Source organism: Pseudomonas sp. A25(2017), from assembly GCF_002001065.1.
GTDB lineage: Bacteria > Pseudomonadota > Gammaproteobacteria > Pseudomonadales > Pseudomonadaceae > Aquipseudomonas > Aquipseudomonas kilonensis.
This window is the reverse complement of the sequence record NZ_MUOA01000038.1, coordinates 17,355-31,124: the sequence shown is the minus strand read 5'-3', so window position 1 is coordinate 31,124 and position 13,770 is coordinate 17,355. Positions and strand designations below refer to the sequence as shown.

The window sequence follows — 13,770 nt, the reverse complement described above, 5'->3', positions numbered from 1 at the left end:
AGCCTTGCTCCCACACAGCCCGCTCCCACAATGAGACTGTGTTTCACACCAAATGCCGAGTAGCTGCATGACCTCCCTAACCCTCTCCCACCTCGCCTGGGCGCCCCTGGGCCATGGCCACTGTCATCACCAGTTCCAGCTGCGTGACGTGACGTTGCAGGTGGCGGCCGGGGAGTTTGTCGGGTTGATCGGGCCCAACGGCAGCGGCAAGACCAGCCTGTTGCGCTGCGCCTATCGCTTCAGCCGGCCGGAACATGGCGAGGTGAAACTCGATCATCACAACGTCTGGAAGCAGTCCTCGCGCTGGTGCGCCCAACGCATCGCCGTGGTCCTGCAAGAGTTTCCCGACGCCTTCGGCCTGACGGTCGAGGAAGTGGTCGCCATGGGCCGCACGCCCCACAAAGGCCTGTTCGACGGCGACAATCACGACGACCGTCGACTCGTGCTCCAGGCACTGGAATCGGCCGGGCTTGCAGGCTTTGGCGAGCATGCATTCGCCACCCTCTCGGGCGGTGAGAAGCAACGGGTGATCCTTGCCCGGGCCCTGGCCCAGCAACCGCAGTTGTTGATCCTCGACGAACCGACCAATCACCTCGACCCCCACTATCAATTGCAATTGCTGCAACTGATCAAGGGCCTGGGCATCGGCACCCTCGCCAGCCTCCACGACCTGAACCTGGCCGCCGCCTTCTGCGACCGCCTGTACGTGATCGAACACGGGCGCATCGTCGCCAGCGGCACGCCCAAGGATGTCCTCACCGTCGAGCTGTTGCGCGAGGTGTTCGGCATCGAAGCCCTGGTGGATGAACACCCGCTGTCCGGCTACCCACGAATCACCTGGATAACCCAACCATGACTTTGCGTTCCCTGCTGTTGCTGCCCTTGCTGCTAGGCAGCGCCCACGCCCTGGCCGAAGCCACCCACTACCCGTTGACGATCCAGAGCTGCAATCGCCAGGTGGTGTTCAACGAGGCACCTCGGCACGCGGTCAGCCATGACATCAACATGACCCAGATGATGCTCGCCCTGGGCCTCAAGCCGCGCATGGTCGGCTACAGCGGCATCAGCGGCTGGAAATCGGTGACGCCCGAGATGACCAGGATCCTCGATGGCCTGCCGGAACTGGCCGCCAAGTACCCTTCGGTGGAAACCCTGCTCAATGCCAACGTCGATTTCTTCTTCGCCGGCTGGGACTACGGCATGCGCGTGGGTGGCGACCTGACCCCACAGACCCTGCAACCGCTGGGCATCAATGTCTATGAATTGACCGAGTCCTGCGCGTTCGTGATGAAGCGTCCAGCGGCCTCGCTGGAGGACACCTACAACGACCTGCGCAACCTCGGCAAGATCTTCGACGTGCAGGATCGCGCCAACGCGCTGATCGCCACGATGCAGGCCCAGGTGGCCGAAGTGCGCAAGCACCTGCCCGCCCAGCAACCGCGTGTGTTCCTGTACGACAGCGGCGAAGACCGCGCCATGACCTCCGGGCGCCTGGGCATGCCCCAGGCCCTGATCGATGCAGCCGGTGGGCGCAACATCCTCGATGACGTGGAAACCAGTTGGACCCGGGTGAACTGGGAGAACGTGGTCGAGCGCAACCCGCAGGTCATCGTGATCGTCGACTACGGCGAAGTCAGCGCCGAGCAGAAACAGCAATTCCTGCTGGACAACCCGGCCCTGCAATCGGTGGAGGCGATCCAGCAACGGCGCTTCATCGTGATCCCCTACGTGCAGGCCACGCCGGGCATCGATAACGTGCTGGCGGTGCAAACCCTGGCACGGGGTTTCCACGGCCAATGAACGGTCGTCGCTACGGCGCCCTGTTGATGTTCCTCGGCGCACTGCTGCTGGTGTCGTGCGTGGTGTCCCTGGGTTTCGGGCCGGCGCGGGTGCCGGTGGCCGTGGTCTGGGACATCCTGCTGAACAAAGCCTTCGGAGTGGGTGACGTACATTGGACGCCCGGCCAGGAGCATATCGTCTGGCTGATCCGCGTCCCGCGGCTGCTGCTCGGTGCCTTGGTCGGCGCCGGGCTGGCGTTGATCGGTGCGGTGCTGCAAGCCGTCACGCGCAACCCGCTGGCCGATCCGCACCTGCTGGGCGTCACCTCTGGCGCGACTCTGGGAGCGGTGATCGTGGTGCTGCATGTCGGCGAGATTGTCGGCCTGCTGACCCTGCCGCTGGCGGCGTTCATCGGTGCGCTGCTGAGCATGCTGCTGGTGCTGACCATTGCTGCCCGCCAGGGTCGCCTGGAAAGTGATCGCCTGTTGTTGTGCGGCGTGGCGGTGTCCTTCGTGATGATGGCGGCGGCCAACCTGTTGTTGTTCCTCGGTGACCATCGCGCCAGTTCGGCGGTGATGTTCTGGATGCTCGGCGGCCTGGGCCTGGCCCGCTGGGAACTGCTGGCGGTGCCGGCGGCCAGTGTGGTGCTGGGACTGGTGTTGCTGCTGGGCATGGCCCGGCCGCTGAACGCGCTGATGGCCGGCGAACAGACCGCCGTGACCCTGGGCCTGAACGCGGCGAAGGTGCGGTTGTGGATCTTCTTGATCGCCTCGCTGATGACCGGCGTGCTGGTGTCCATCAGCGGTTCGATTGGTTTTGTCGGGCTGATGGTGCCGCACATTGCCCGGCGCCTGGTGGGCGCCGAGCATCGTCGGTTGCTGCCGGCTTGTGTGCTGCTTGGCAGCCTGTTCCTGGTGTGGGTGGACGTGGCGGCGCGGACGTTGATCGCGCCGGAAGACTTGCCGATTGGTGTCGCGACAGCCGCTATCGGCGGACTGTTTTTCATTGGCCTGATGCGCCGCCGCTGAACGGCGTCTTTTCCTGAATCACAAAAATCACCTGTGGGAGCGAGCTTGCTCGCGATGGCGATGGCGATGGATCAGTCAAATCAGAGGTGACTGACACACCGCTATCGCGAGCAAGCTCGCTCCCACAGGGGCATCGCAACTCTCTCGCCCCAATGTGGCGCACCTCTTCGCACCAGCCCCCACAATGCGTTCACTCATGGTGCAACCGCTCGAACACGTCCCACGCCAACCCCGCATTTCAACGCCTTCCCCCGACCGGGCACACCCCTTGCAAAAGCGCTTTCAGCGTTTGCATCTGCCCTCAAAAAAAATTCATAAGTCCACGGAGATCGCACAATGAAGCGTCGTAGCTTGATCAAGGCTTTTACACTCTCGGCAAGCATTGCCGCGATGGGCATGGCCTGGACCGTCCAGGCCGCCGAGACCATCAAGGTTGGCATCCTGCATTCGCTGTCCGGCACCATGGCGATCTCCGAGACGTCCCTCAAGGACATGGCGCTGATGACCATTGATGAGATCAACGCCAAGGGTGGTGTGAACGGCAAGAAGCTTGAAGCGGTGGTCGTGGACCCGGCGTCGAACTGGCCGCTGTTCGCCGAAAAAGGTCGGCAGTTGCTGACCCAGGACAAGGTCGCCGTGGTGTTCGGCTGCTGGACCTCGGTGTCGCGTAAATCCGTGTTGCCGGTGTTCGAAGAGCTCAATGGGCTGCTGTTCTACCCGGTGCAATACGAAGGTGAAGAGATGTCGCCAAACGTGTTCTACACCGGCGCCGCGCCGAACCAGCAGGCGATTCCGGCGGTGGAATACCTGATGAGCGAAGAAGGCGGCAGCGCCAAGCGTTATTTCCTGCTGGGCACCGACTACGTCTACCCGCGCACCACCAACAAGATCCTGCGCTCGTTCCTGCACTCCAAAGGCGTGGCAGACAAAGACATCGAAGAGGTCTACACCCCGTTCGGCCACAGCGACTACCAGACCATCGTGGCCAACATCAAGAAGTTCTCGGCCGGCGGCAAGACCGCCGTCATTTCCACGGTCAACGGCGACTCCAACGTGCCGTTCTACAAAGAACTGGCGAACCAGGGCCTGAAAGCCACCGACGTACCGGTCGTGGCGTTCTCCGTGGGCGAAGAGGAACTGCGCGGCATCGACACCAAACCGTTGGTGGGTAACCTGGCGGCGTGGAACTACTTCGAATCCGTGGAGAATCCGGCGAACAAGAAATTCGTCGATTCCTGGAAAGCCTACGCCAAGGCCAAGAACCTGCCAGGCGCCGACAAAGCCGTGACCAACGACCCGATGGAAGCCACCTACGTCGGCATCCACATGTGGGCCCAAGCCGTGGAAAAAGCCAAGTCCACCGACGTCGACAAAGTCCGCGAAGCCCTGGCCGGCCAGACCTTCGCTGCACCGTCGGGCTACACCCTGACCATGGACAAGACCAACCATCACCTGCACAAGCCAGTGATGATCGGCGAGATCCAGGCCGACGGTCAGTTCAACGTGGTCTGGCAGACCGAAGGGCCGATTCGCGCCCAGCCTTGGAGCCCGTTCATCGCCGGCAACGACAAGAAGCCTGACTATGCGGTGAAGAGCAACTGAGCCTGGGAACAAGCCCCTAACTCTGTGGGAGCAAAGCTTGCTCGCGATCGCGGTCATCCAGACACACCGCCATCGCGAGCAAGCTTTGCTCCCACAGGGTCCGTCGTCGCCTTACAGGACGTAGCTATGTCCCTTTATCGTTTGTTCCTCCTAGCATGTTTGCTGCTACCAATGGCCGCCCACGCCGGCGACGCCGAAGACTTCGTCGCCGCCAACCCGCCCCAGCAGGCCAAACTCCTGGAAAGCTGGGCCGCGCAGCCGGAGCCTGAGCGCGTCGAACTGATCAACGCCCTGCAACAAGGCCAGTTGACCGTCGATGGCCAACCCAAGACCCTGCGTCTGAACAACCGCTTGCGCGGGCTGATCGAAACCGCCCTCGCCAGCCATCAACTGCTCGCCGTCGATGCCCACGTACGCCTGGCTGCCGCGCAGCAACTGCAAAAAAGCGCCCGCCCCGCCCAACTGGCGTTTCTTGATCGGCAACTGGCCGGCGAGCAGGATGAAGATGTACACGCCGCCCTGAGCCTGGCCCTGGCGAACCTGCAACTGGTAGACGCCAACCCGAGCGTACGCCTGGCCGCCGTCCGCCTGCTGGGGGAAACCGGCGATCCATTGGCCCGCACACGCCTGGAAGGTTTGCTCGAACCCGGCGTCGAAACCGATGCCGCTGTGCGCACCGCCGCCGAAACCAGCCTCAGCCAGGTCAAACGCAAACTCCTGGTGGGCGAGTTGCTGGGCCAAGCCTTCAGCGGCATGTCCCTGGGTTCGATCCTGCTGCTCGCCGCCCTCGGCCTGGCGATCACCTTCGGCCTGCTGGGGGTGATCAACATGGCCCACGGCGAGATGCTGATGCTGGGTGCCTACTCCACTTATGTGGTGCAGATGCTGTTCCAGCGCTTCGCCCCGAACGCCATCGAGTTCTACCCGCTGATCGCCCTGCCGGTGGCATTTTTCATCACCGCCGCCATCGGCATGGCCCTGGAGCGCACGGTGATTCGCCACCTCTATGGGCGTCCGCTGGAAACCCTGCTCGCCACCTGGGGCATCAGCCTGATGCTGATCCAACTGGTGCGCCTGGTGTTCGGCGCGCAGAATGTCGAAGTCGCCAACCCGGCCTGGCTGTCGGGCGGCATTCAGGTATTACCGAACCTGGTGCTGCCATACAACCGCATCGTGATCATTGCCTTCGCGCTGTTCGTGGTGGTGCTGACCTGGCTGTTGCTGAACAAGACGCGCCTGGGCCTGAACGTCCGCGCGGTGACCCAGAACCGCAACATGGCCGCCTGCTGCGGCGTGCCCACCGGCCGCGTGGACATGCTCGCCTTCGGCCTCGGCTCGGGCATCGCCGGGCTCGGTGGCGTGGCCCTGAGCCAGATCGGCAACGTCGGCCCGGACCTGGGTCAGAGCTACATCATCGACTCGTTCCTGGTGGTGGTGCTCGGCGGCGTCGGCCAGTTGGCCGGTAGCGTGTTCGCCGCGTTCGGCCTGGGCATCGCCAACAAGATCCTCGAACCGCAGATCGGCGCCGTGCTCGGCAAGATCCTGATCCTCGCGCTGATCATTCTGTTCATTCAGAAGCGTCCGCAAGGCCTCTTCGCGCTCAAAGGACGGGTAATCGACTGATGAACCAGCCCCTGATGCTCACGGCCACGCAAAAGGCCGGTCCCAAAGTTACCCTCGCCGTCGGCCTGCTGATCCTGGCCGTGCTGTTGAGCTTGCCGCTACTGTCGCTGCTGGCGGCGGACAATCCGCTGCACGTCTCGGCGTATACCCTGACCCTGGTGGGCAAGATTCTCTGCTACGCCATCGTCGCCCTGGCCCTGGACCTGGTCTGGGGCTACGCCGGTTTGCTCTCCCTGGGCCACGGCCTGTTCTTCGCCCTGGGCGGCTACGCCATGGGCATGTACCTGATGCGCCAGGCCGCCGGCGATGGCTTGCCGGCGTTCATGACCTTCTTGTCATGGACCGAGCTGCCCTGGTACTGGGCCGGCACCGACAGCTTCCTCTGGGCCATGTGCCTGGTGGTGCTGGCGCCGGGTTTGCTGGCGCTGGTGTTCGGTTTCTTCGCCTTCCGTTCGCGGATCAAGGGCGTGTATTTCTCGATCATGACCCAGGCCCTGACCTTCGCCGGGATGCTGTTGTTTTTCCGCAACGAAACCGGGTTTGGCGGCAACAACGGCTTCACCAATTTCCGCTCGATCCTGGGCTTTGGCATCACCGAGCCGGGCACCCGCGCGGTGCTGTTTTTTGCCACGGTGTTGTTGCTGGTGGCGAGCCTGTTCATCGGCTGGCGCCTGGCCCGCAGCAAGTTCGGCCGGGTGCTGACCGCCCTGCGCGACGCGGAAAACCGCCTGATGTTCTGCGGTTACGATCCCCGTGGTTTCAAGCTGTTCGTCTGGGTGTTGAGCGCGGTGTTGTGCGGCTTGGCCGGGGCGTTGTACGTGCCGCAGGTGGGCATCATCAACCCCAGCGAAATGTCGCCGACCAACTCCATCGAAGCCGCCGTGTGGGTCGCCCTTGGCGGGCGCGGCACGCTGATCGGACCGCTGCTGGGTGCCGGTGTGGTCAACGGCATGAAGAGCTGGTTCACCGTGGCGTTTCCTGAGTACTGGCTATTTTTCCTCGGTGCGCTGTTCATCGTCGTGACCCTGTATCTACCCAAGGGCGTGATCGGTCTGCTGAAGAAAAGAGGTGAACAATGAGAATCACAGCGAGTGCCGAATTCATGCTCGAACCCGCCTTTTTCCCGCCGGAACCCAACCAGGACGCCGGCAGCAGCCGCGACGCCATCGGCCTCGGCCAAGCGGCCGGCGTTGGCCTGAACACCCGCCACGGCACCATCCTGACCCTGGAAGACATCAGCGTCAGTTTCGACGGTTTCAAGGCCTTGAACGATTTGAACCTGTACATCGGCGTCGGCGAGTTGCGCTGCATCATCGGCCCCAACGGCGCCGGCAAGACCACGCTGATGGACGTGATCACCGGCAAGACCCGTCCCAGCCATGGCAAGGCCTGGTTTGGTGAAACCCTGGACCTGACCAGCATGAGCGAAGTGGCGATCGCCCAGGCCGGCATCGGTCGCAAGTTCCAGAAGCCTACGGTGTTCGAAGCGTTGAGCGTGTTCGAGAACCTGGAGCTGGCGCTCAAGACCGACAAATCGGTGTGGGCCAGCCTGCGGGCGAAACTCACTGGCGAGCAGCACGACCGTATCAACGAAGTGCTCGAGACCATCCGCCTCACCACCTCGGTCAACCGCGCCGCCGGGCTGCTGTCCCACGGGCAGAAGCAGTTCCTGGAGATCGGCATGCTGCTGGTGCAAGACCCGCAATTGCTGTTGCTCGACGAACCGGTGGCGGGCATGACCGACGCCGAGACCGAGTTCACCGCCGAGCTGTTCAAGTCCTTGGCGGGCAAGCATTCGCTGATGGTGGTGGAGCACGACATGGGCTTCGTCGGCGCGATTGCCGACCACGTCACCGTGCTGCACCAAGGCAGCGTGCTGGCCGAAGGGTCGCTGGAACAGGTGCAGGAAAATGAGCGGGTGATCGAGGTGTATCTCGGTCGCTAGACCTGCAAACACATCCCCCCTGTGGGAGCGGGCGTGTGGGAGTGAGCCTGTGGGAGTGAGCCTGTGGGAGCAAAGCTTGCTCGCGATAGCAGCGCCTCGGTCTATCGGAAGGACCGCGTTATCGTTCATCGCGAGCAAGCTTTGCTCCCACAGAAAGGTATTGCTTCTACAGAAAGGTATTGCTTCTACAGAAAGGTTGCTTCTACAGAAAACTATTGCTCCCACAGGGGACTTGAGGGGAATTCAAGACATGCTGCAAGTCGACAAACTGCACCAGTACTACGGCGGTAGCCACATCCTGCGCGGCCTGTCGTTCGACGCCAAGGTCGGCGAGGTGACCTGCCTGCTGGGGCGCAACGGCGTGGGCAAGACCACCCTGCTCAAATGCCTGATGGGCCTGTTGCCGGCCAAGGAAGGCGCGGTGAACTGGGAAGGCAAGGCCATCACTACGTTCAAGCCACACCAACGGGTGCATGCCGGCATCGCCTACGTGCCCCAGGGCCGGGAGATTTTCGGGCGGCTGACGGTGGAAGAAAACCTGCTGATGGGCCTGTCGCGGTTCCCCGGCTCCGAAGCCAAGGAGGTACCGGCATTCATCTACGAATTGTTCCCGGTGCTGCTGCAAATGAAACAGCGCCGTGGCGGTGACCTGTCCGGCGGCCAGCAACAGCAGCTCGCCATTGGCCGGGCCCTGGCCAGCCGTCCACGCCTGCTGATTCTCGACGAGCCCACCGAAGGCATCCAGCCCTCGGTGATCAAGGAGATCGGCGTGGTGATCAAGAAACTGGCGGCCCGGGGCGACATGGCGATTTTGCTGGTGGAGCAGTTCTACGACTTCGCCGCCGAGCTGGCCGATCAGTACCTGGTGATGTCCCGGGGCGAGATCGTGCAGCAGGGGCGCGGAGAAAATATGGAAGCCGAGGGTGTGCGCGGGCTGGTTACGATCTAGTCTTAGCGTCCCGACGATCATTAGAAAATCATGAATCTACCTGTTTCGCCATCAGCCCTGTTCACCCCCAGCTGGCATGCCGAGCTGGAACTGGGTTACGCCCGATTCGGCGATTGCACACGTCCGGTTCAGCGCCGCCACAAAGGTCCGTTGCGGGTGCAGAAGCACTTGTACGCCGAGGGCCCCGAGGTGTGCCAGCACATCATCGTCCACCCGCCTGGCGGGATTGCCGGCGGTGACCGCCTGGACATCTCGGCCCACGTCGGCCCGGGCGCCTGGGCGCAGTTGACCAGCCCCGGCGCGGCCAAGTGGTATCGCGCCGCCGCCCCTGCGTACCAGCAGTTGACCCTGAGCGTGGCCGCCGGCGCGACCCTGGAATGGCTGCCCCAGGAAACCATCGTCTTCAGCGCGGCCCAGGCCGAACTCAGCACGAGCATCGACCTGCAGGGCGACGGGCGCCTGTTCTACTGGGACATGGTTGCCCTCGGCCGACCGGCCAGCGGCGAGCGGTTCGACCTGGGGCATTTCCAGTCACGGTTGGACATTCGCCGCGACGGCCAGTTGCTGTGGCATGAACGCCAGCGCATTGTGGGCGGTGATGGGTTGCTCGACTCACCCATCGCGCTGGGCGGTGATCCGGTGTTTGCCACGTTGCTGGTGACCGGCGAGATCGACAGCGAGCTGTTGGAGCAGTGCCGATCCCTGGACCATGCCGTGCGCGGCGACCTGACCCAATTGCCCGGCCTGGTCGTGGCCCGCTGCCTGGCGAGCGAGGCGTTGCTGGCGCGGGGGTGGTTGATTGAGTTGTGGCGCTTGCTCAGGCCTGCATTGCTTGGAAGAGAGGCCGTGCCTCCGAGAATCTGGAGTACATGAATCTGCTTTCCTGTCGGAGCAATGGCATGCAAACAATGAATTTCTGTGGGAGCAATGGAGTGGAAGCAATGAATTTCTGTGGGAGCAAAGCTTGCTCGCGATGAACGATAACGCGGTCCTTCTGATTGACCGAGGCGCTGCTATCGCGAGCAAGCTTTGCTCCCACAGGTTTTGCTTTTACAGGTTTTGCTTTTACAGGTTTTGCTTTTACAGGTTTGGCTCCCACAGGTTTGCTTTTACAGGGTTTGCTTTTACAGGTTTTGCTCCCACAGGCCTGTCCCCACAGGTATCTGTGTTTACGGCCCGAATTTTTTATCTGCCCTTATGGATTGCACATGGACCTGACCCCACGCGAAAAAGACAAGCTGCTGATCTTCACCGCTGGCCTCGTCGCCGAACGACGGTTGGCCCGTGGCCTGAAGCTCAACTACCCGGAGGCCATGGCCTATATTTCCGCGGCCCTGCTCGAAGGCGCCCGTGACGGCCAGACCGTGGCCGAGCTGATGCACTACGGCACCACGCTGCTGAGCCGCGAGCAGGTGATGGAAGGCATTCCGGAAATGATCCCCGAGATCCAGGTCGAGGCGACGTTTCCCGACGGCACCAAACTGGTCACCGTCCACCAGCCCATCGCCTGAGGCCACGCCATGACTTATCTCGTGCGTGACGCCCAACTGGCAGACCTGCCAGCGATCCGCGATATCTACAACGACGCGGTACTGAACACCACCGCGATCTGGAACGAACAGGCCGTGGACCTGGGCAATCGCCAGGCGTGGTTCAGCGCCCGACAATCCCAAGGCTATCCGGTGCTGGTGATGGTCGACGCCGAGGAGAACGTGCTCGGCTACGCTTCATTCGGCGACTGGCGGCCTTTCGACGGTTTCCGGCACACCGTGGAGCATTCGGTCTACGTCTGCCGCGACCAGCGCGGCAATGGCCTCGGCCCGTTGTTGATGAGTGCATTGATCGAGCGCGCCAGGGCCTGCGGCAAACACGTGATGGTCGCCGCCATCGAGAGCGGCAATGCCGCCTCGATTCGCCTGCACGAGCGCGCCGGTTTCGTCACCACCGGGCAGATGCCCCAGGTGGGTACCAAGTTCGGCCGCTGGCTGGATCTGACTTTCATGCAGTTGGTCCTCAATCCCGGGGCGCAACCGCCCGTCTTCGACAAAGAGTGATGCCTATGAACCCCGCCCAGTTACGTCGTGTCCACGCTGAAAGCTTTGCGCATTATCGCCAGGGCCTGATCGATCTGTTGCTCGACGCCGTCGGATACGGCGCCAGCGTGGGGTTCCTGGCCGATCTCGATGCCGACCAGGCACGCGCCTATTTCGACGAGGTCCAGGCCAGCCTCAACCAGGGCCACCTGCTGCTGTGGGTGGTGGTCAAGGATGAACAGGTGCAGGCCAGCGTCCAGCTTGCCCTGTGCCAGAAGCCCAACGGCCTCAACCGCGCCGAAGTGCAGAAGCTGCTGGTGCGCGGCGAGGCCCGCCGTCGTGGCCTGGGCCAGCAATTGATGAGTGCCCTGGAACTCGGCGCCCGCCAGCACAAGCGCGGCCTGCTGTACCTGGACACCCAGGCCGGCTCCGAGGCCGAGGCATTCTACCGGGCCATGGGCTACACCCGCGTCGGCGAGCTGCCCGACTACTGCCAGAGCCCGGACGGGACATATACCGCGACCACCATTTACTACAAGACTTTGGGGCAACCGCAATGATTCCAGGGCAATACCAGGTCCAGCCTGGCGACATTGAACTCAACGTCGGTCGCCGCACGCTCACGCTGAACGTCGCCAACAGCGGCGACCGGCCGATCCAGGTCGGTTCGCACTATCACTTTTTCGAAACCAACGACGCCCTGACCTTCGACCGCGCCGCCAGCCGTGGCATGCGCTTGAACATCCCGGCCGGCACCGCAGTGCGCTTCGAACCGGGCCAGAGCCGCGAGGTGGAACTGGTGGACCTGGCCGGGCATCGCCGGGTGTTCGGGTTTGCCGGGCGGGTCATGGGCGACCTGGACTAAGCGTCAGCTCGTTCCCACGCTCTGCGTGGGAATGCATCCCGTGACGCTCCGCGTCACACAAGCGGACGCAGAGCGTCCATGGCGGCATTCCCACGCAGAGCGTGGGAACGATCAGGAAACCTCAAGGCGAGCACATGAAGATTTCGAGACAAGCCTACGCCGACATGTTCGGCCCCACCGTCGGTGACAAGGTCCGCCTGGCCGACACCGAGTTGTGGATCGAAGTGGAAAAGGACTTCACCACCTACGGCGAAGAAGTGAAATTCGGCGGCGGCAAGGTGATTCGCGACGGCATGGGCCAGAGCCAGCTGCTGGCCGCCGAGGTCGTCGACACCTTGATCACCAACGCGCTGATCATCGATCACTGGGGCATCGTCAAGGCCGATGTCGGCCTCAAGGACGGACGCATCGCGGCCATCGGCAAGGCCGGCAACCCGGACATCCAGCCCGACGTGACCATCGCCATCGGCGCCAGCACCGAAGTGATCGCCGGCGAAGGCATGATCCTCACCGCCGGCGGCATCGACACCCACATCCATTTCATCTGCCCCCAGCAGATCGAAGAAGCGCTGATGAGCGGCGTCACCACCATGATCGGCGGCGGCACCGGTCCCGCCACCGGAACCAACGCCACCACCTGTACCTCCGGCCCATGGCACCTGGCGCGCATGCTCCAGGCCGCCGATGCCTTCGCGATGAACATCGGGTTCACCGGCAAGGGCAACGCCAGCCTACCGGAACCGCTGATCGAGCAGGTCAAGGCCGGGGCCATCGGCCTGAAGCTGCACGAAGACTGGGGCACCACCCCGGCCGCCATCGACAACTGCTTGAGCGTGGCCGACCAGTACGACGTGCAGGTGGCGATCCACACCGACACCCTCAACGAATCGGGCTTCGTCGAAACCACCCTCGCCGCCTTCAAGGGCCGCACCATCCACACCTACCACACCGAAGGTGCCGGTGGCGGTCATGCGCCGGACATCATCAAGGCCTGCGGCTTCGCCAACGTGCTGCCCAGCTCCACCAACCCGACCCGGCCGTTCACCCGCAACACCATCGACGAACACCTGGACATGCTGATGGTCTGCCATCACCTGGACCCGAGCATTGCCGAAGACGTGGCCTTCGCCGAAAGCCGCATTCGTCGCGAAACCATCGCCGCCGAAGACATTCTCCATGACCTCGGTGCCTTCTCGATGATCAGCTCCGACAGCCAGGCCATGGGCCGCGTCGGCGAAGTCATCACGCGCACCTGGCAGACCGCCGACAAGATGAAGAAGCAACGCGGCGCCCTGCCCGGCGACGGCGAAGGCAACGACAACTTCCGCATCAAGCGCTACATCGCCAAGTACACCATCAACCCGGCGATCACCCATGGCATCAGCCATGAAGTGGGTTCCATCGAAGTGGGCAAGTGGGCCGACCTGGTGCTGTGGCGCCCGGCGTTCTTCGGCGTCAAGCCGACGTTGATCCTCAAGGGCGGGGCGATTGCCGCCAGCCTGATGGGTGACGCCAACGCCTCGATCCCGACGCCGCAACCGGTGCACTACCGACCGATGTTCGCAAGCTTTGGCGGCTCGCGGCATGCCACCAGCCTGACCTTCATCAGCCAGGCCGCCGCCGAGGCCGGGTTGCCGGAACAGCTTGGGCTGAAGAAGAAAATCGCCGTGGTCAAAGGCTGCCGCGATGTGCAGAAGACCGACCTGATCCACAACGACTACCTGCCGAGCATCGACGTTGACCCACAGACCTACCAGGTCAAGGCCGACGGCGTATTGCTGTGGTGCGAACCGGCCGAAGTGCTGCCGATGGCGCAGCGTTATTTCCTGTTTTGAGTTGAATCACACTGGGTATCCGGCCAACAGTTACATGTGGCGAGGGGATTTATCCCCGCTGGGCTGCACAGCAGCCCTAAAAAACTGATCACATCAACCTGATACATCGCG

Annotated in this window: 14 protein-coding genes; all 14 read left to right on the top strand. The window is 63.1% G+C overall.

From position 1 onward, the window contains the following. Positions 1–67: 67 nt before the first annotated feature. The 14 genes from B0E42_RS03310 (at position 68) to ureC (ending at position 13,659) form a co-directional block, all read left to right on the top strand. Positions 68–856: an ABC transporter ATP-binding protein gene (locus tag B0E42_RS03310; protein ID WP_077505648.1), complete on the top strand. Its 789-nt coding sequence runs from the start codon at positions 68–70 to the stop codon at positions 854–856. Continuing rightward, complete coding sequence (locus tag B0E42_RS03305; protein ID WP_053185394.1) at positions 853–1,800, top strand: ABC transporter substrate-binding protein; 948 nt, start codon at positions 853–855, stop codon at positions 1,798–1,800. The genes B0E42_RS03310 and B0E42_RS03305 overlap by 4 nt, the downstream gene beginning before the upstream one ends. Beyond that, on the top strand, positions 1,797–2,807 hold the full coding sequence (locus B0E42_RS03300; protein WP_077505646.1) for an iron ABC transporter permease: 1,011 nt from the start codon (positions 1,797–1,799) through the stop codon (positions 2,805–2,807). The genes B0E42_RS03305 and B0E42_RS03300 overlap by 4 nt, the downstream gene beginning before the upstream one ends. A gap of 336 nt (positions 2,808–3,143) precedes the next feature. Then, positions 3,144–4,409 carry an urea ABC transporter substrate-binding protein gene (gene urtA, locus B0E42_RS03295; RefSeq protein WP_014336360.1) on the top strand — a complete coding sequence of 422 codons (1,266 nt, stop codon included), beginning with the start codon at positions 3,144–3,146 and terminating at the stop codon, positions 4,407–4,409. A 126-nt stretch (positions 4,410–4,535) separates the two neighbouring features. After that, positions 4,536–6,032, top strand: coding sequence for an urea ABC transporter permease subunit UrtB (gene urtB / locus B0E42_RS03290; RefSeq protein WP_077505644.1), 1,497 nt, complete (start codon positions 4,536–4,538; stop codon positions 6,030–6,032). Beyond that, positions 6,032–7,111 carry an urea ABC transporter permease subunit UrtC gene (gene urtC / locus B0E42_RS03285; RefSeq protein ID WP_024617353.1) on the top strand — a complete coding sequence of 360 codons (1,080 nt, stop codon included), beginning with the start codon at positions 6,032–6,034 and terminating at the stop codon, positions 7,109–7,111. The genes urtB and urtC overlap by 1 nt, the downstream gene beginning before the upstream one ends. Further along, complete coding sequence (gene urtD / locus B0E42_RS03280) at positions 7,108–7,977, top strand: urea ABC transporter ATP-binding protein UrtD (protein WP_018611891.1); 870 nt, start codon at positions 7,108–7,110, stop codon at positions 7,975–7,977. The genes urtC and urtD overlap by 4 nt, the downstream gene beginning before the upstream one ends. Before the next feature lie 250 nt (positions 7,978–8,227). Then, positions 8,228–8,926 carry an urea ABC transporter ATP-binding subunit UrtE gene (gene urtE, locus B0E42_RS03275; RefSeq protein WP_018611889.1) on the top strand — a complete coding sequence of 233 codons (699 nt, stop codon included), beginning with the start codon at positions 8,228–8,230 and terminating at the stop codon, positions 8,924–8,926. A 30-nt stretch (positions 8,927–8,956) separates the two neighbouring features. Further along, positions 8,957–9,799 carry an urease accessory protein UreD gene (locus B0E42_RS03270; RefSeq protein ID WP_077505642.1) on the top strand — a complete coding sequence of 281 codons (843 nt, stop codon included), beginning with the start codon at positions 8,957–8,959 and terminating at the stop codon, positions 9,797–9,799. 335 nt (positions 9,800–10,134) lie between these two features. After that, a complete protein-coding gene (gene ureA, locus B0E42_RS03265; RefSeq protein WP_003197350.1) occupies positions 10,135–10,437 on the top strand; it encodes an urease subunit gamma in 303 nt (100 codons plus the stop codon). Positions 10,438–10,446: 9 nt separating this feature from the next. Further along, positions 10,447–10,980, top strand: a complete 534-nt coding sequence (locus B0E42_RS03260; protein ID WP_024617357.1) for a GNAT family N-acetyltransferase — start codon at positions 10,447–10,449, stop codon at positions 10,978–10,980. 5 nt (positions 10,981–10,985) lie between these two features. Beyond that, positions 10,986–11,519 (top strand): N-acetyltransferase, encoded by a 534-nt coding sequence (locus B0E42_RS03255; protein ID WP_018611882.1) that lies wholly within the window; start codon positions 10,986–10,988, stop codon positions 11,517–11,519. After that, the gene (locus B0E42_RS03250) at positions 11,516–11,824 is read left to right on the top strand and encodes an urease subunit beta (RefSeq protein ID WP_003186307.1); all 309 of its coding nucleotides are present in this window, start codon (positions 11,516–11,518) and stop codon (positions 11,822–11,824) included. Before B0E42_RS03255 ends, B0E42_RS03250 begins: the two co-directional genes overlap by 4 nt. A gap of 134 nt (positions 11,825–11,958) precedes the next feature. Then, positions 11,959–13,659 carry an urease subunit alpha gene (gene ureC, locus B0E42_RS03240; protein ID WP_018611880.1) on the top strand — a complete coding sequence of 567 codons (1,701 nt, stop codon included), beginning with the start codon at positions 11,959–11,961 and terminating at the stop codon, positions 13,657–13,659. Positions 13,660–13,770 lie beyond the last annotated feature (111 nt).